The following is a 15,514-nucleotide window of genomic DNA, read 5'->3' on the forward strand; positions in this document are numbered from 1 at the left end:
GCCACTCCGTCTTGCAGGCCGCCTGCCTTGCGCTGGCCTCCTGCCCATGCGATTCTCCGCCGCATACGCTAGCCCGACCCAGTGGGAGATCCTCTTGCCAAGCCGCCTGACCCTCCTGCTGGCTCCGCCCGTGATCGCGTTGCTTTCCGCCTGTACACCCCCGGACGCGCCGGAACTCCGGACGCTGGGCAGCGCCGAGGCCGCGCGGCAACCCTACCCGGAAATCGCGCCGACGGCTCCGTTGATCGCCCAGGCCAATACGCGCATCACGCCCGAGGATACCGCGAGCGTGCAGGCCGCCGGCGCAGAGACCGCCCGTCGTGCGGCGCTTCTGCAGGCCCGGCAGCTCGACCAGTAATCCCCTCGCCCTTGCAACGACGTCACGCCCGCGCCGCCCGGCGAAAAGCGAGCGTTGCGGTGGCCGCGGCAAGCCGCTAACAGACGCGGGCTGGATTTTGCACTGGAGGATACCATGACCACGCCCCTGCGCCTCGGACTCGCCGGACTCGGCACCGTCGGCACCGGCGTGATCCGCATTATTCAGACGCATGCCAACCTGATTACGGCGCGCGCGGGGCGCCCCGTCACGATTTCCGCCGTCTCCGCCCGGGATCGCAAGCGCAACCGGGGCGTTGATCTGTCGGCCTACGCCTGGGAGGATGATCCCGTGGCGCTGGCCCGCCGGGACGACGTGGACGTCGTTGTGGAAGTGATGGGCGGGTCCGATGGCCCGGCAAAGGCCGCGACCGAAGCCGCCATCGCCGCAGGCAAGGATGTCGTGACCGCCAACAAGGCACTGCTGGCCCATCACGGCCAGGAACTGGCTCGGCAGGTGGAAGCCGCAGGAACTTCGTTGCGGTTCGAAGCGGCCGTCGCTGGCGGCATCCCCGTCATCAAAGCGCTGACCGAGGGGCTTGCGGGCAACGAGATCAAGCGCGTGATGGGCGTGATGAACGGCACCTGCAACTACATCCTGACCCGGATGGAAAGCGCCGGCCTGCCCTATGAGACGGTGTTCGAGGAGGCCCGCGCGCTCGGCTATCTGGAGGCGGATCCGAGCCTTGACGTGGACGGGATCGATGCGGGGCACAAGCTCTCGCTCCTTTCCGCCATCGCCTTCGGAACCGAAGTGGACTTTGATTCGGTCGAACTGGAAGGCATCGGCCAGATCTCCATCGACGACATCCGGCATGCCGGAAACCTTGGCTTCCGCATCAAGCTTCTGGGTGTTGCGCAGATGACGGGGCGCGGGCTGGAGCAACGGATGACGCCCTGCCTCGTCCCCGCGCAAAGCCCGCTGGGTCAGCTTGAGGGCGGCACCAACATGGTCGTGCTGGAGGGCGATGCCGTGGGCCAGATCGTGCTCCGCGGTCCCGGCGCCGGCGAAGGTCCGACCGCTTCCGCTGTCATGGGCGACGTGATCGACATTGCGCGCGGCGTGCGGATCCCACCCTTTGGCCGCCCGGCAAGCAGCCTGACACGCGCCATTCCGGCCAAGGCTGCCGTGCCTGCGCCCTACTACCTGCGCATGACGCTTCTGGACAAACCCGGTGCACTTGCGCGGATTGCCACGCAACTGGGCGATGCGGGGATCTCCATCGACCGCATGCGCCAGTATGGGCATAGCGAGCCGACGGCGCCGGTTGTCATCGTGACCCACCGCACGATGCGGGATTCCATCGACGTGGCGCTTGCGGGGTTCCGCGATACCGGGGTCGTCGTAGGCGAGCCTGTGGCCATTCGGATCGAGGCGGTCTGAAAAGCAACGCCCTTTGCCATGCCCTGCCGACAAGGCTGCCCTTCGCATGGGCGGCAGCCTTGTTTCCCCGCGTGCACGGGGATAAACCGATGGCACCGAACAACGAACCGCAAGGGGACAGGCCGAATGGCGAATGATGTTGAGTTCCACGACCGCATGCTTTCTCTGGGCCTTGCCCGCGTGTCGGAGGCGGCGGCGATCGCTTCCGCCCACCTCGTCGGCAGGGGGGATGAGAAGGCCGCGGACCAGGCTGCCGTCAACGCCATGCGGAACCAGCTCAACATGCTCGACATCGCCGGGACGGTGGTGATCGGCGAGGGTGAGCGGGACGAGGCCCCGATGCTCTACATCGGCGAGAAGGTCGGCACCGGCAAGGGTCCGGCGGTCGACATCGCGCTCGACCCGTTGGAAGGCACGACGCTGACGGCGAAGGACATGCCCAACGCGCTCACCGTGATCTCCATGGCGCCCGCGGGCACGCTGCTGCATGCGCCGGATACCTATATGGAGAAACTCGCCATCGGCCCGGGCTATGAGACGAATCTCGTCACGCTCGAGATGTCGCCCTCCGAACGGATCGAGCGGCTGGCGAAGGCAAAGGGCGGCAAGCCGTCGGACGTCACCGCCTGTATCCTGGAGCGCGACCGCCATCAGGACCTGATCGCCGAGGTTCGGGCGACGGGCGCCGCGATCCGGCTCATCACGGATGGCGACGTTGCGGGAGTGATCCATTGCGCTACACCCGGCAGCGGGATCGACATCTACATGGGTTCGGGCGGCGCGCCGGAAGGCGTCCTCGCCGCCTCCGCGCTCAAATGCCTCGGCGGCCAGTTCTACGGGCGTCTGCTGTTCCGCAATGACGACGAAATCGGGCGGGCGCGCAAGGCGGGGATCGACGACCTCGACCGCGTCTATCAGCGTGACGACCTCGTTACCGCCGACGTGATCTTCGCCGCGACCGGCGTGACGGACGGCAACCTCGTTCAGGGGATCAAACGCGAAATCGGCTTCATCACCACCGAAACCATCCTCATGCGGTCCAAGACCGGCTCCGTCCGCCGGATGACCTACCGCAACCCGGTGAAGTGACCGAGGCGGCGGCCCTCCTCCGCCCCGCCTTCCTTGGCGTCGAGCGGTCCGCGACCGGGCGGCGCTGGGTCGGCCCCGGGATAGAGGAGGACCGTCTCGCGGAAGCCATGACGCAGGCCACGCGCCTGCCCCTGCCCCTTTGCCGGGTGCTTGTCCGGCAGGGGGTGACGGCACAGGATGCCGCGCTTTACTGTGCCCCCGCGCTCCGCGATCTGCTTCCCGATCCGCTGAGCCTCCGCGACATGGCACAGGCCGCGCAGCGCTTTGTCACGTGTTTGAAACGGCGGGAGCGGATTGCCGTCTTCGCTGATTACGATGTTGATGGCGGCTCCTCCGCCGCGCTGCTCATCACCTGGCTTCGTCACTTCGGCCATGGCGCGACGCTCTACATTCCCGACCGGATTGACGAAGGCTACGGCCCCAATCCACCCGCGATGCGGAAATTGGCGGAAGGTCACGATCTCATCGTCTGCGTGGATTGCGGAACGCTGTCGCATGAGGCGATCGCCGCGGCGGCGGGGACGGATGTCGTCGTGCTCGATCACCATCTCGGCGGCGAGACGCTGCCGGACGCGCTGGCGGTGGTGAACCCGAACCGTCAGGATGAGAGTGGCGATCTGAGCCATCTCTGTGCGGCCTCCGTTGTGTTCTTGATGCTGGTAGAGGCCAATCGCCAGCTCCGCGGCGAGGGGGTCACTGGGCCGGATCTGATGGCGCTGCTCGATCTTGTGGCGCTTGCGACGGTCGCAGATGTGGCGCCACTTGTCGGTGTGAACCGGGCTTTCGTGCGACAGGGGCTGAAGGTCATGGGGCGGCGGCAGCGGGCGGGCCTGACCGCGCTGGCCGATGTCGCGCGGATGGACCGCGCCCCTACCCCATATCACCTCGGCTTCCTGCTCGGCCCGCGCGTGAATGCCGGCGGTCGGATTGGCGCGGCCGATCTCGGAGCACGGCTGCTCGCGACGGATGACCCGCATGAGGCCGAAGCGCTTGCCGCCCGGCTTGACACCCTCAATACCGAGCGGCGGGACATTGAGGCCCGGGTGAGGGAGGCCGCGCTGGCGCAGGCGGAACTCCGCGGACTGGACGGGCCGCTCGTCTGGGCGGCGGGAGAAGGCTGGCATCCCGGCGTGGTTGGGATCGTGGCTGCGCGCCTGAAGGAGGCGACCAACCGCCCCGCCGTTGTCATCGGGCTGAATGACGGAGAGGGCAAGGGATCAGGTCGGTCCGTGGCGGGCGTCGATCTGGGCGCCGCAATCCACCGCGTCGCCTCGGAGGGGCTACTGCTGCGCGGCGGAGGTCACAAGATGGCCGCGGGGCTGACAGTGGAACCCGCCCATATGGAACAGGCGATGGCGCGGCTGGCAGAGCTGCTGGCCCGTCAAGGCGCAGGAACGCTGGGGCCGGCCGATCTGAAGCTGGACGGTCTTCTGACTTCTGGCGCGGCAACCATCCAGATGATCGGAGAGATGGAAACTGCGGGGCCTTTCGGGGCAGGCGCTCCTGCCCCACGGTTCGCTTTTCCCGACCAGAGGGTGTCCTCTCTGAAAGTCTTCGGCAACGGCCACATCCGCGCGCGGTTTTCTGACGGAACAGGTACGGTGGAGGGTATCGCCTTCGGAGCCGCCGAAACTCCGTTGGGACAGGCGTTGAAGGACGGCTCCTACCTGCATGTCGCGGGTCGGGTAGAGGTTGATGAATGGCAGGGGCGGCAACGCGTACAGCTGCGCCTCGAAGATGTAGCCCAGCCATGAAAAAGGCGCGGGACCGATCCCGCGCCATCTCTCCGACACTCGTCGATAGGGTTTATCTCGCTCCGCGGAACATTCGCGCCAGCGCGATGAGAATACAGGCACCAATCACGCCAGCGACGAGATAGCCCGGCCATCCGCCAAAACCCACACCCATGAAGCCGAGCAGGAAACTGGCCACTGCCGCGCCGACGATGCCGAGAATAACGTTCAGAAAGACGCCCGTATCGCTCTTCATCAGGGCAGACGCGGCCCAACCGGCGATACCGCCAATAATGATCGCTGCGATCCAGCCGACCTGAGCAGAATTTTCCATCCATTCCTCCTAGCCGAAAGGCAAGAAATCGGCGGTCTTTTGAAAGACCGGTCTGGCCGCCGCGCAGACCGGAAGACTGATCGCCGCTTACCAGTTATCTTCGGCAGAAGAGCGACCTGCCAGATAACCGAGGCCCAGGCAGGTAAGCGCCACGACCGAAAGCACGGTGGCCGCGCTACCCGGATTTTCGCGTGCTACATCGCCCATGACGCGCGCCTGCGTACGGAATTGCTTGGCCGCCACATTTGCATGATCCTGGGCAACATCATAAAATTCGTGCCCACGCTCCGAAAGATCGCCTCGCAGGCTGTGCAGCTGCTTCTGGAGGTCGGAAATCTGGCTCTCGATCGAGCGGCGGATATCATCGGTCTTGGTCATCGGTTTCTCCTGAGGGAGCTTTTGTTCTGCGGGCCAACGCAGAACACCGCCAACGGTTCCCGGCGTGACAAGGATTTCAGCGGCGGACGCGACCCTCTATCACCTTCCAGATCGCTTCCGCCGTATTCGTTCCGTCGAAGCGCTCGAGCTCCTGTATCCCCGTGGGCGAGGTAAGGTTGATTTCGGTGAGCCAGTCGCCGATGACATCTATTCCCACGAATATCTGGCCCTTCTCGCGCAGTGTCGGTCCGATGGCCGCACAAATTTCCCTGTCGCGCTCCGTGAGGGAGACCTTCTCCGGCCTGCCGCCGACATGCATATTGGACCGTGTTTCCCCCGCTTGAGGCACGCGGTTGATCGCGCCGACCGGCTCTCCGTCCACGAGAATGACCCGCTTGTCACCCTTTGCCACGGCAGGAAGGAATTTCTGCACGATCAGCGGCTCACGAGAGAACCCCGTGAACAGTTCATAAAGCGAGGAGAGGTTTCGGTCGTTCTCGTCCAGCCGGAATACCCCTGCGCCACCATTGCCATAAAGCGGCTTCAGAATGATGTCCCCATGGTCCGCCTTGAACGCGCGGATCGTATCCAGATCGCGGGCGATGGCGGTCGGCGGCGTCAGGTCGGGAAACTGGAGGACCAGCAGCTTTTCCGGCGCATTCCGCACCCAGAAAGGATCGTTCACCACCAGCGTTCTGGGGTGAATGAGATCGAGCAGATGAGTCGTCGTGATATATGCCATGTCGAAGGGCGGATCCTGCCGGAGCCAGACCACGTCAAAGTCGGAAAGCCGCACATCCTCCAACTCACCGAGCGTGAAGTGATCGCCCTTCACCCGGCGAACCGTCAGCGGATGCCCCTTTGCCCTGACCTCTCCCTCCCGGAAGTAAAGCTTGTCTGGGGTATAGTAGAACAGCCGGTGACCGCGCTTCTGCGCCTCCTCCGCAATGCGGAAGGTGCTGTCCGCATCGATATTGACCGGACCGATCGGGTCCATCTGAATGGCGACGTTCAGGGTCATGCCTGTCTCCAGAGAAGCTTCTGCCCCTGAATGACGCAAGCCCGGCTGCGATGCAATCTGCCCGCCTCAGGCCATGAGTGCGTTTTGCAGCGTTTCGACATGGCCCGTGGCATCGACAAGCGCCACATCGAAGCGCGACGGAGAGGAAAGGCCCGCGGGCAGCTGCGAAAGATATTCCTCCGCCGCGCGCAGCAGCCGCATTGTCTGCCGGGGGCCAAGGCGTTCAGCCGCGCGCGCGATCGTCGCCGCCCTCTTCACCTCGACGAAGATCACGCCCTCCCCCTGCTGAAAGATAAGGTCGATCTCTCCCGCTCGCCCACGCCAGCGCTCTGCAAGGCAGTGTGCACCGGCCTGCGTATAGTGTCGAAGGACGGAAGCCTCTGCCGCCAGGCCAGAGTGGTATCGCGTCGCGCCGTCCATGCTACTCCTTTTTCTCTCCCTGCAGCGTAAGTGCCGTCTGATATACATCGCGTCGCTGTAGGTTGAATCTCGCAGCAACTTCTGCAGCGGCGTCCTTCACCCTCAGGCGCCCCAGAGCCTCCCGCAGCGCTTCCTCCACCTCCGCAGGGTCTGCCTCACCCTCCCCCGGACGATCCACCAGAACCACGACTTCCCCCTTCACGTCTCGCCCCGCGAAAGCTCCCTCCAGTTCCGCCAATGTGCCCCGGCTCACCTCCTCGAACCGTTTGGTGAGTTCGCGGCAGACAACCGCCTGCCGCTGCCCTCCCCATGATGCGCTCAGTTCTCCTAACAATCGGTGAACGCGCTTGGGAGATTCATAAAAGATCACTGTCGCCGCGGTGTCCGAGAGACCTGCAATCGCCCTCTGCCGTGGGCCACCCTGCTGGGGGAGAAAGCCTGCGAACAGGAAGCGGTCGCTGGGCAGACCTGAAATGGTCAGCGCTGCAAGGACCGCCGAGGGCCCCGGCGCGGAGGTGACGGTGAACCCCTCGGCAATCGCGGCGCGGCCAAGCTGAAAGCCCGGATCGGCGACCAATGGCGTCCCTGCTTCGGAAGCATAGGCCACCGACCTCCCCTCCCCCAACGCCCGAAGCAGGCGCGGGCGCGCGGTCTCTCCGTTGTGGTCGTGATAGGCGACGAGCGGCCTGTCACCCAGCGCGATGCCGTGGATCTCCATCAGATGCCGAAGCGTCCGGGTGTCTTCTGCCGACAGAACATCCGCCGTCGCCAGAATATCGAGGGCACGAAGGGTGATATCCCGCGCGGCGCCGATCGGCGTCGCAATGAAATACAGGCCCGGGGCGAGCGGCCCCCTATCGCCGATGGAATGCATCTATGCCGCTTTCTGTTTACTTATATACCCACCCCACCTAGCATTTCAGTGAGGTCGCCCTAGACTTCGCGTGAACGCCCGGCCCAACGGGCCGTCAGCCAGAGGGATAGCCGCATGACCGACGCCGTGACACGTCGCCCGTTTTTCACCCGCCCGATCGGTATCCGCAACCTCTTCCGCAGCGCAACCGGACTTCTGGCGGCAGGAGCGCTCGCGGCCTGTGCGCCAACAGGGAATGTGAGTCGCGGCACCGTCAACCCCTCTCAGCCTGTTCAGGTGGCCCTTCTGCTGCCCCAGAGCGCGAATGCGAGCGACCGTCTGGTCGCACAGAACCTCGAAAACGCCGCGCGTCTTGCCATCGCGGATCTGCAGGGGGTGAGTATAGATCTGCGGGTCTACGATACGGCGGGAAACCCGACGCAGGCCTCCGCCATGGCGCTGCGGGCTGCGGATGAGGGCGCGAAGATCATTCTGGGACCGATCCACGCACAGGATGCCAACGCTGCCGGAAGCGCCGTCGCCTCTCGCGGGATAAACGTGCTCAGCTTCTCCAACAACTCCGATATCGCCGGTGGGAATGTTTTTGTCCTGGGCCAGACATTTGCCAATTCCGCTGATCGGTTGATGCGGTTCGCGGCCGGTCAGGGCCGTCGCGACATCGTGGTGGTGAGCGATCCTGATGCCTCCGGTCAGGTGGGGCGCCGCGCCATCGAAACGGCCGCAGCCGCCAATGGCATCCGCGTCGCGGGTGCAGAGAGCTATGAGCTTTCGCAGCAGGGTGTGACTGCCGCCGCGCCGAATATAGCCACCACCGTGCGCAATACCGGCGCGAGCGGTGTGTTCTTTACCGCAGGGACGGCGGGCGCCCTGCCGATGCTCACGCAGCTTCTCCGCGACAATGGCATCGATCCCAATGTCACCGCGTTCTATGGTCTGACACGTTGGGACGTGCCGGCAAGTGCAGTCACCACGCCGTCGCTTCAGGGAGGCTATTTCGCCGTTCCGGATCCGTCCATCACGGCGCAGTTCAACGCCCGTTACGCAGGGACTTACGGCGCCGCCCCGCATCCTCTCGCGGCACTGGCCTATGACGGCATCGCCGCCATCGGTGCTGCGCTCCGCTCAGGCCGGGCGGATCCGCTGGGCCGAGCCTCCCTGACCCAGCCTTCCGGCTTTGTCGGTGCGAATGGTGTCTTCCGATTCACCGCAGACGGCAGTAACCAAAGGGCATTGGCTGTTGCGCAACTCCGCGACAACAGGGTCGAAGTGGTGGAAAATGCCCCCAGAAGCTTCAGCGGTGCCGGTTCCTGACGCGACAGCGACGCCAGAAAGCGGCGCCAAGGCCGCTACGCTGATCCTGCCGGACGTTGCTCTGTTCGATGCCGGGGCGGTGCTGGATCAGATCGATACCGAGATTGCCGGTCTTGAGGCGCCCGATATGCGGGCGCTTCGGGCTATTGCCGTCGCCCGGATCGGCGCGGAACGTCAGCGCGGCTTCAACGCGATCAGGGAAGCGTTTCTGGCCAGACCTCTGGCCTCCGACGTCACCGTTGCCTCCATAAGCCGGCTGACCGATCAAGTCGTACAGACAGTGATGGAGGTGGTACGGCGCCACCTTCTCCCTGCCGAAAGCCTGGATGACAGAAAGGTCACGCTGCTTGCGGTTGGGGGCTATGGGCGCGGGGAGATGGCCCCCTTCTCGGACGTGGACCTGCTGTTCCTGACACCCGACGCGGAGAAGGGTTCGGTCAAGACGCTGATCGAATCCATGCTCTACATCCTTTGGGATTTGAAGCTGAAGGTCGGGCACTCCAGCCGCTCAATTCCCGAATGCCTGCGGCAGGCACGAGAGGATATCACCGTCCGGACCGCCCTGCTGGAAGAACGCTACATTACCGGCGACAAGGGGCAGGCCAAGTTGCTCCACAGCCGGTTACGCAAGGAGCTTTTCTCCCGCACAGCCGCTGAATTCGTGGAAGCCAAGCTCGCCGAGCGGGCAGATCGGCACAAGCGGCAGGGTCAGCGCTACATGCTGGAGCCCAATGTGAAGGAGGGCAAGGGCGGCCTCCGCGATCTCCAGACGCTGTACTGGATCGCGAAATACGTGACCGGCGTTGAGGAAGTGTCCGACCTCGTCGGGCTGGGCCTCATCACGGCGGATGAATTCGCGGCATTTGACCGGGCGGAGCGGTTTCTGTGGGCGGTACGCTGCCACCTCCACTACCTGACGGGGCGCGCGACGGACCAGTTGACGTTCGACCTGCAGCTGGAGGTGGCCCCCCGCATGGGCTATCAGGATGGCGCGGGCCGACGCGCGGTCGAGTTCTTCATGCAGGACTACTTCCGCCATGCGACCAAGGTGGGCGAACTCACCCGGATCTTCCTGACGGCGCTTGAGGCACGGCATGTCAAGACGACGCCCGTCACCGTAGGGTTGTTCCGGCGCCCGAAACGGCTGCATGAAGGATATGTCCTTCGCCACAACCGCATCGCTGTTGCCGATGAGAAGACGTTTCTCTCAGACAAGCTGAACCTGTTGCGGATTTTCGAGGAAGGATTGCGGACAGGGCATCTCATCCACCCAGACGCCATGCGGCTGGTCGCAGCGCATCTCGACCTGATCGACGAGGACATGCGTCAGGACCGGGAGGCGAACCGCATCTTTCTCGATCTGCTCCTGAAGCACGGCAATCCGGAGCGAAGCCTGCGCCGCATGAACGAGCTCGGCGTCGTCGCGGCCTTCATGCCCGAGTTCGAGCCGATCGTGGCGATGATGCAGTTCAACGTCTATCACCATTACACGGTGGACGAGCATACCATCCAGTGCATCTCCACCCTCGCGATGATCGAGCGGGGAGAGTTGGCGCGGGAGCTGCCGCTCGCCACGCATATCATGGCCGAAGGCACGGTGAACCGCCGGGTGATCTATGTGGCGCTGCTGCTGCACGATATCGGCAAGGGACGGCCGGAGGACCACTCCATTCTCGGCGCGCAGATCGCACGGCGCGTGGCGCCGCGGCTTGGGCTGAACGCGGAAGAGTCGGAGCTAGTCGAATGGTTGGTCCGCAACCACCTGGTCATGTCCGACACCGCACAGAAGCGCGACCTTTCCGATCCGCGCACGGTGCGCGATTTCGCCCGGACGGTGCGATCCCGGCGGCGGCTCGACCTGCTCTATCTGCTCACCTGCTGCGACATCATCGGCGTTGGCCCGGGCACCTGGAACAATTGGAAGGCCATGCTGCTCGACCGGCTCTACCGGGAGACGGCGACCGTGCTGGACATGGGGCTGGAAGCCGCGCATCGCCCCAACCGGGAGGCGGAGGCGAAACGCATCCTCCGCGCGGCCCTTTCCAACTGGGACCGGAGGGACCTGCGGGCCGAGACGCAGAGGCACTACGGCCCCTACTGGCAAGGGCTGCCGCTCGATACGCAGGTAGTGTTCGCCCATCTGCTCCGCGGCATACGGGATGACGAGATCCGCATCGACCTGACCCCGGATCAGGACCGGGACGCAACCCGCGTCTGCTTCGCCCTGGCGGATCATCCGGGCATCTTCGCGCGACTGGCTGGGGCGCTGGCGCTTGTCGGTGCTAACGTCGTCGATGCCCGTACTTTCACCTCCAAGGACGGCTACGCCACCGCCGCCTTCTGGGTGCAGGATGCCGAAGGCGCGCCCTATGATCCGGGCAAGCTGCCGCGCCTGCGCAACATGATCGAGCGCACGCTGAAGGGGGAGGTCGTTGCCCGCGAAGCGCTGAATGATCGCGACAAGGTGAAGAAGCGGGAACGCGGTTTTCAATTCCCGACAGCGATCACCATCGACAACGACGGATCCGAAATCTACACCATTGTCGAGGTGGATACGCGCGATCGTCCTGGCCTGCTCTATGATCTCGCGCGGACCTTCGCCTCCAACAACATCTATATTGCCTCGGCGCAGATCGCGACCTATGGCGCGCAGGTCGTGGACACCTTCTACGTGAAAGACATGTTCGGTCTGAAAATCCATTCGCGACAGCGCGCCGAGGCGCTGGAAAAGAAACTCCGCCAGGCGGTGGACGAAGGGGCAGAGAGGGCGCGCAGCTAGAATGCGGCAGATACGACTGCTGCACGGCTTCCTGACCGTCGGATTCTGGACCTTCGCCAGCCGGTTGCTCGGCTTTATCCGCGACGTGATCATCGCCGCCTATCTGGGTTCCGGCCCGGTGGCGGAGGCGTTCCTGGTCGCCTTCTCCCTTCCAAACATGTTCCGCCGGATTTTTGCGGAAGGTGCGTTCAACACCGCTTTCGTGCCGCTCTTCGCCAAGAAGATCGAGGCGGGTGAGGATGCGAGGGGGTTTGCGCAGGACGCCTTCTCCGGCCTCGCCTCCGTCCTGATCGTGCTCACCATGGTTGCTCATGTGGCGATGCCATGGCTGGTTCTGGCGATGGCCTCCGGTTTCAAGGGCGATGAGCGGTTCGATATCGCCGTCACCTTCGGGCGCATCTGTTTCCCGTATATCCTGCTCATCTCGCTCACCGCGATGCTCTCGGGAGTGCTGAACGCCACGGGGCGCTTTGCTGTCGCCTCCATGGCGCCGGCGGTGCTGAACATCGTCTTCCTGATCGCCTTCGGCCTGTCCATCCACTACGGCTGGGAAATGGGCCTGACGCAGAGCTGGGCCACGCCGATCGGGGGGGTGCTGCAGCTCCTGCTGGTCTGGTATGCGGCACGGAAAGAAGGCTACTCCATGCGGCTGACATGGCCGCGGCTCTCGCCCGATATGCGGCGGCTGGTGCGTGTCGCGATGCCCGCCGTGTTTGCAGGCGGGGTCGTGCAGATCAACCTCGTCGTCGGGCGGCAGGTCGCCTCCTACTATGATGGTGCCATCGCGTGGCTGTCCAATGCCGACCGCATCTATCAGCTCCCCCTCGGGGTCGTGGCCGCGGCGGTGGGCGTGGTGCTGACGGCGGAGCTTTCGCGCAGGCTCCGCGCGGCCGACATCGGCGGCAGCCGCACGGCCTACAACCGCGCCTGGGAATTCTCGCTCTTCCTGACCCTGCCCGCCGCCGTGGCTCTCGTCGTCATCGCCGGTCCGATCATCAGCGTGATCTTCGAGCGGGGACAATATACAGCCGTGGACTCTGCCAATACCGCACTGGCGCTCATCGTCTATGGTGCGGGGCTGCCGGCCTTCACGCTTCAGAAGGTGCTCCAGCCGGTGTTCTACGCGCGCGAGGACACGCGCCGTCCCTTCCACTATGCCATCGTCGCCATGGTCGTGAATGCGGTGCTCGCCTTCGGTCTGTCCTACTGGCTGGGCTTCATTGCGGCGGCCATCGGCACGACGATCGCCTCATGGGCGATGGTGTTCCAGCTCTGGTGGGGCTCCCGCAGCATGGGTGAGGCGGTCCGCTTCGACCCGCGGTTCCTGAAGAACCTCGTCCGTATCCTGATCGCCTCCGTGGTGATGGGGCTGTTCCTCTGGGGAGCGGCGCAGGTGCTGGATGACATGCTGACGCAGAAGGGCACACGGGTGCTCGCGCTTTTCATTCTTTGCGGCGCGGGAATGGCGGTTTACTTTGTCACCGCCATCGCGCTCGGGGTCATGAAGCTCGCCGACCTGCTCAGGATGGTCCGCCGTCAGCGCTGACGGATGAGGGCAAGCGCCCGGCGCCAGCCGCCGGGGCAGACCACGAAAGACAGTCCGAATCCTGTCGCAAAACCTGACAGGTCCGCCACCCATTCGTTGGAGCCGCCGAACAGCGCGCCGAAGACGAGCTGGATGCCCAGCAGCGTCCCGATCAACCCGAATGCGCGCAGGCGCCCCGATCCCTGCCCCGTGGCCCGCACCCAGAGCAGGAAGGTGAACGCGCCGATCAGCCCATAGACCGGCGGGTAGCCCCCGACGAGCCAGGCCGGATCGTCGAGCATCAGCCCGAAGACCAGCGCTCCCATGATGGCGGAGGCAAAGAACACCGTCAGCACCGCTGCCGTGGAGAACACCTCCCCCACCATCTTGCCGAGCGCGAGGATGAACACGAAGACGAACATCATATGCGTGAACGACGCATGGAAGAACGGATAGGTCACGAAACGGATCATCTGCTCCACCGGATAGAAATGGTTGGCCACCATCCAGTCAAAGATCTGGCCAGAGAACCCGAACCGCTGGATCGCTTCCACCCGCCAGGTGAAGCCGAGCCCGCCGCCGATGATCCCCCGATCCGCAAGGCTCAGCAGCAGTTCTATGGCGGCGACGGGGCCTGCCAGCATCCAGACGACGAATGGCAGGGGATTGAGCGGGGAGCGGTCTGGATCGTGCATGTCCGGCATTCTGTTGACGCGATGATGGGCCAGCGATAAGCCGACCGGACCATATAATCCAGACGGAGAAAAATCATGACCGAGCCGGTCCAAACGCCTCGTGTCTTCCCGCAACGGGTGTTCTCGGGGATCCAACCCTCGGGCAACCTGCAACTGGGCAACTATCTCGGCGCGCTGAAACGCTTCGCCGCCGCTCAGGACAACGGGATCGAGACGATCTATTGCATCGTGGATATGCATGCGATCACCGTCTGGCAGGATCCGGCCGACCTCACCCGCGCGACGCGCGAGCTGGCGGCCGGGTTCATCGCCTCCGGCGTGGATCCGGAGCGCTCCATCCTGTTCAACCAGAGCCAGGTGCCCGGTCATGCGCAGCTCGCCTGGATCTTCGATTGCGTGGCCCGCCTCGGCTGGATGAACCGGATGACCCAGTTCAAGGACAAGGCCGGCAAGAACGCCGAAGCCGTGTCGCTTGGGCTGTTCGCCTATCCCGCGCTGATGGCCGCCGACATCCTGCTCTATCACGCGACCCACGTTCCGGTCGGCGAGGATCAGAAGCAGCATGTGGAGCTGACCCGCGACATCGCGGCCAAGTTCAACCACGACTACGGCACCGAATTCTTCCCGGTTCCCGAACCGGTGATCGAGGGCGCGGCGACACGCGTCATGAGCCTGCGCGACGGATCGAAGAAGATGTCGAAATCCGATCCCTCCGACATGAGCCGCATCAACCTGACGGACGATGCCGACACCATCGCCAGCAAGATCCGCAAGGCCCGGACGGATGCCGAGCCGCTGCCGGAAACGCTGGAAGCGTTGAAGGACCGGCCGGAGGCACGCAACCTCGTCAACATCTACGCGGCCCTCGCCGATACGACTGCGGAAGCCGTGGTGGCGGAGTTCGCGGGTCAGGGCTTCGGCGCGTTCAAGCCGGCGCTCGCGGATCTGGCCGTTGCACAACTTACTCCGATCTCGGGCGAGATGCGGCGTCTCACCTCCGATCCGGCGGAGATCGACCGCATCCTCGCACGCGGCGCGGAACGGGCCAACGCCATCGCCGCGCCGGTCATCGACCGGACCTATGACATCGTCGGCATGATCCGGTCCGCGCGATGATCGTCAGGTCGCTGGATGACGTGATCTCCGGCCCGAACCACGCGAGCGGTCCGGGCTGGGAAAGCCGCCGCATCCTGCTCAAACCGGATGGCATGGGCTTCTCCCTCCACGACACGCTGGTCAAGGAGGGCGAGGAACTCCATCTGGAATACAAGCACCACCTGGAGGCCAACTACTGCATCGCCGGGGAAGGTGAGGTGACCGAGGTGGCGATGGGGCGGACCTGGCCGATCCGGCCCGGCACGCTCTATGCTCTCGACCGGAATGACGCGCATGTGCTGCGGGCGACGAAGGGTGACCTGAGATTGGTCTGTGTATTCAACCCTCCTCTTTCCGGCAATGAGCGCCACCGCGAGGACGGCAGCTACGCGCCGGAGGAATAGCCCGCGCCGCGATCCGCCGCGAATGTGTCGTAACCCTGTTCCCTCGTCGCGCCGGGGAGTGCTGTCTTCTTCCGTCACCAACGGGTTCCTCTGCGCG

Annotated in this window: 15 protein-coding genes; 9 read left to right on the forward strand and 6 right to left on the reverse strand. The window is 64.7% G+C overall.

The genetic code is table 11. The features are described from left to right. Nucleotides 1-94 precede the first annotated feature (94 nt). From CN97_RS01705 to recJ, 4 genes are all read left to right on the forward strand, one after another. Nucleotides 95-358, forward strand: a complete 264-nt coding sequence (locus CN97_RS01705) for a hypothetical protein (RefSeq protein WP_035706116.1) — start codon at nt 95-97, stop codon at nt 356-358. Between the two features lie 114 nt (nt 359-472). Further along, on the forward strand, nt 473-1,759 hold the full coding sequence (locus tag CN97_RS01710; protein ID WP_035706119.1) for a homoserine dehydrogenase: 1,287 nt from the start codon (nt 473-475) through the stop codon (nt 1,757-1,759). Between the two features lie 126 nt (nt 1,760-1,885). Beyond that, nucleotides 1,886-2,848: a class II fructose-bisphosphatase gene (gene glpX, locus CN97_RS01715; protein ID WP_035706122.1), complete on the forward strand. Its 963-nt coding sequence runs from the start codon at nt 1,886-1,888 to the stop codon at nt 2,846-2,848. Continuing rightward, nucleotides 2,845-4,602 (forward strand): single-stranded-DNA-specific exonuclease RecJ, encoded by a 1,758-nt coding sequence (gene recJ / locus CN97_RS01720; protein WP_035706125.1) that lies wholly within the window; start codon nt 2,845-2,847, stop codon nt 4,600-4,602. The genes glpX and recJ overlap by 4 nt, the downstream gene beginning before the upstream one ends. 52 nt (nt 4,603-4,654) lie before the next feature. On the opposite strand, the gene CN97_RS01725 is transcribed toward recJ, so the two are convergent. The 5 genes from CN97_RS01725 to rsmI form a co-directional block, all read right to left on the reverse strand. After that, on the reverse strand, nt 4,655-4,915 hold the full coding sequence (locus tag CN97_RS01725) for a GlsB/YeaQ/YmgE family stress response membrane protein (RefSeq protein ID WP_035706128.1): 261 nt from the start codon (nt 4,913-4,915) through the stop codon (nt 4,655-4,657). An 87-nt stretch (nt 4,916-5,002) separates the two neighbouring features. Continuing rightward, complete coding sequence (locus tag CN97_RS01730) at nt 5,003-5,293, reverse strand: hypothetical protein (protein WP_051910890.1); 291 nt, start codon at nt 5,291-5,293, stop codon at nt 5,003-5,005. 76 nt (nt 5,294-5,369) lie between these two features. Further along, nucleotides 5,370-6,314 carry a glutathione synthase gene (gene gshB, locus CN97_RS01735; protein WP_035706131.1) on the reverse strand — a complete coding sequence of 315 codons (945 nt, stop codon included), beginning with the start codon at nt 6,312-6,314 and terminating at the stop codon, nt 5,370-5,372. Between the two features lie 66 nt (nt 6,315-6,380). Next, nucleotides 6,381-6,734, reverse strand: coding sequence for a YraN family protein (locus CN97_RS01740; protein WP_035706134.1), 354 nt, complete (start codon nt 6,732-6,734; stop codon nt 6,381-6,383). Between the two features lies 1 nt (nt 6,735). Further along, nucleotides 6,736-7,608 (reverse strand): 16S rRNA (cytidine(1402)-2'-O)-methyltransferase, encoded by an 873-nt coding sequence (rsmI, locus tag CN97_RS01745; protein WP_035706137.1) that lies wholly within the window; start codon nt 7,606-7,608, stop codon nt 6,736-6,738. Between the two features lie 114 nt (nt 7,609-7,722). Between rsmI and CN97_RS01750 the strand changes: the two genes are divergently transcribed. From CN97_RS01750 to murJ, 3 genes are read left to right on the forward strand one after another with little or no spacing between them, the layout of a single operon-like run. Further along, complete coding sequence (locus tag CN97_RS01750) at nt 7,723-8,919, forward strand: penicillin-binding protein activator (RefSeq protein WP_051910891.1); 1,197 nt, start codon at nt 7,723-7,725, stop codon at nt 8,917-8,919. Then, a complete protein-coding gene (locus CN97_RS01755) occupies nt 8,885-11,698 on the forward strand; it encodes a [protein-PII] uridylyltransferase (protein WP_035706140.1) in 2,814 nt (937 codons plus the stop codon). Before CN97_RS01750 ends, CN97_RS01755 begins: the two co-directional genes overlap by 35 nt. 1 nt (nt 11,699) lies before the next feature. Further along, the gene (murJ, locus tag CN97_RS01760; protein WP_035706143.1) at nt 11,700-13,244 is read left to right on the forward strand and encodes a murein biosynthesis integral membrane protein MurJ; all 1,545 of its coding nucleotides are present in this window, start codon (nt 11,700-11,702) and stop codon (nt 13,242-13,244) included. Here murJ and CN97_RS01765 read toward each other — a convergent pair. Next, nucleotides 13,235-13,918, reverse strand: coding sequence for a rhomboid family intramembrane serine protease (locus tag CN97_RS01765; RefSeq protein ID WP_035706145.1), 684 nt, complete (start codon nt 13,916-13,918; stop codon nt 13,235-13,237). The genes murJ and CN97_RS01765 overlap by 10 nt on opposite strands. Before the next feature lie 75 nt (nt 13,919-13,993). On the opposite strand from CN97_RS01765, the gene trpS reads away from it, so the two are divergent. Continuing rightward, on the forward strand, nt 13,994-15,034 hold the full coding sequence (trpS, locus tag CN97_RS01770) for a tryptophan--tRNA ligase (protein ID WP_035706148.1): 1,041 nt from the start codon (nt 13,994-13,996) through the stop codon (nt 15,032-15,034). Next, complete coding sequence (locus CN97_RS01775; RefSeq protein ID WP_035706151.1) at nt 15,031-15,417, forward strand: ectoine synthase; 387 nt, start codon at nt 15,031-15,033, stop codon at nt 15,415-15,417. The genes trpS and CN97_RS01775 overlap by 4 nt, the downstream gene beginning before the upstream one ends. The last annotated feature ends 97 nt before the right edge of the window (nt 15,418-15,514 follow it).

This window comes from Haematobacter massiliensis (genome assembly GCF_000740795.1).
Lineage (GTDB): Bacteria > Pseudomonadota > Alphaproteobacteria > Rhodobacterales > Rhodobacteraceae > Haematobacter > Haematobacter massiliensis.

Excerpts from the sequence above, each read along its gene's own strand:
- CN97_RS01710 (WP_035706119.1), top strand. The coding sequence starts at position 473 with ATGACCACGCCCCTGCGCCTCGGACTCGCCGGACTCGGCACCGTCGGC.
- glpX (WP_035706122.1), top strand. The coding sequence starts at position 1,886 with ATGGCGAATGATGTTGAGTTCCACGACCGCATGCTTTCTCTGGGCCTT.
- CN97_RS01725 (WP_035706128.1), bottom strand. The coding sequence starts at position 4,915 with ATGGAAAATTCTGCTCAGGTCGGCTGGATCGCAGCGATCATTATTGGC.
- CN97_RS01730 (WP_051910890.1), bottom strand. The coding sequence starts at position 5,293 with ATGACCAAGACCGATGATATCCGCCGCTCGATCGAGAGCCAGATTTCC.
- gshB (WP_035706131.1), bottom strand. The coding sequence starts at position 6,314 with ATGACCCTGAACGTCGCCATTCAGATGGACCCGATCGGTCCGGTCAAT.
- CN97_RS01740 (WP_035706134.1), bottom strand. The coding sequence starts at position 6,734 with ATGGACGGCGCGACGCGATACCACTCTGGCCTGGCGGCAGAGGCTTCC.
- rsmI (WP_035706137.1), bottom strand. The coding sequence starts at position 7,608 with ATGCATTCCATCGGCGATAGGGGGCCGCTCGCCCCGGGCCTGTATTTC.
- CN97_RS01750 (WP_051910891.1), top strand. The coding sequence starts at position 7,723 with ATGACCGACGCCGTGACACGTCGCCCGTTTTTCACCCGCCCGATCGGT.
- CN97_RS01755 (WP_035706140.1), top strand. The coding sequence starts at position 8,885 with ATGCCCCCAGAAGCTTCAGCGGTGCCGGTTCCTGACGCGACAGCGACG.
- murJ (WP_035706143.1), top strand. The coding sequence starts at position 11,700 with ATGCGGCAGATACGACTGCTGCACGGCTTCCTGACCGTCGGATTCTGG.
- CN97_RS01765 (WP_035706145.1), bottom strand. The coding sequence starts at position 13,918 with ATGCACGATCCAGACCGCTCCCCGCTCAATCCCCTGCCATTCGTCGTC.
- trpS (WP_035706148.1), top strand. The coding sequence starts at position 13,994 with ATGACCGAGCCGGTCCAAACGCCTCGTGTCTTCCCGCAACGGGTGTTC.
- CN97_RS01775 (WP_035706151.1), top strand. The coding sequence starts at position 15,031 with ATGATCGTCAGGTCGCTGGATGACGTGATCTCCGGCCCGAACCACGCG.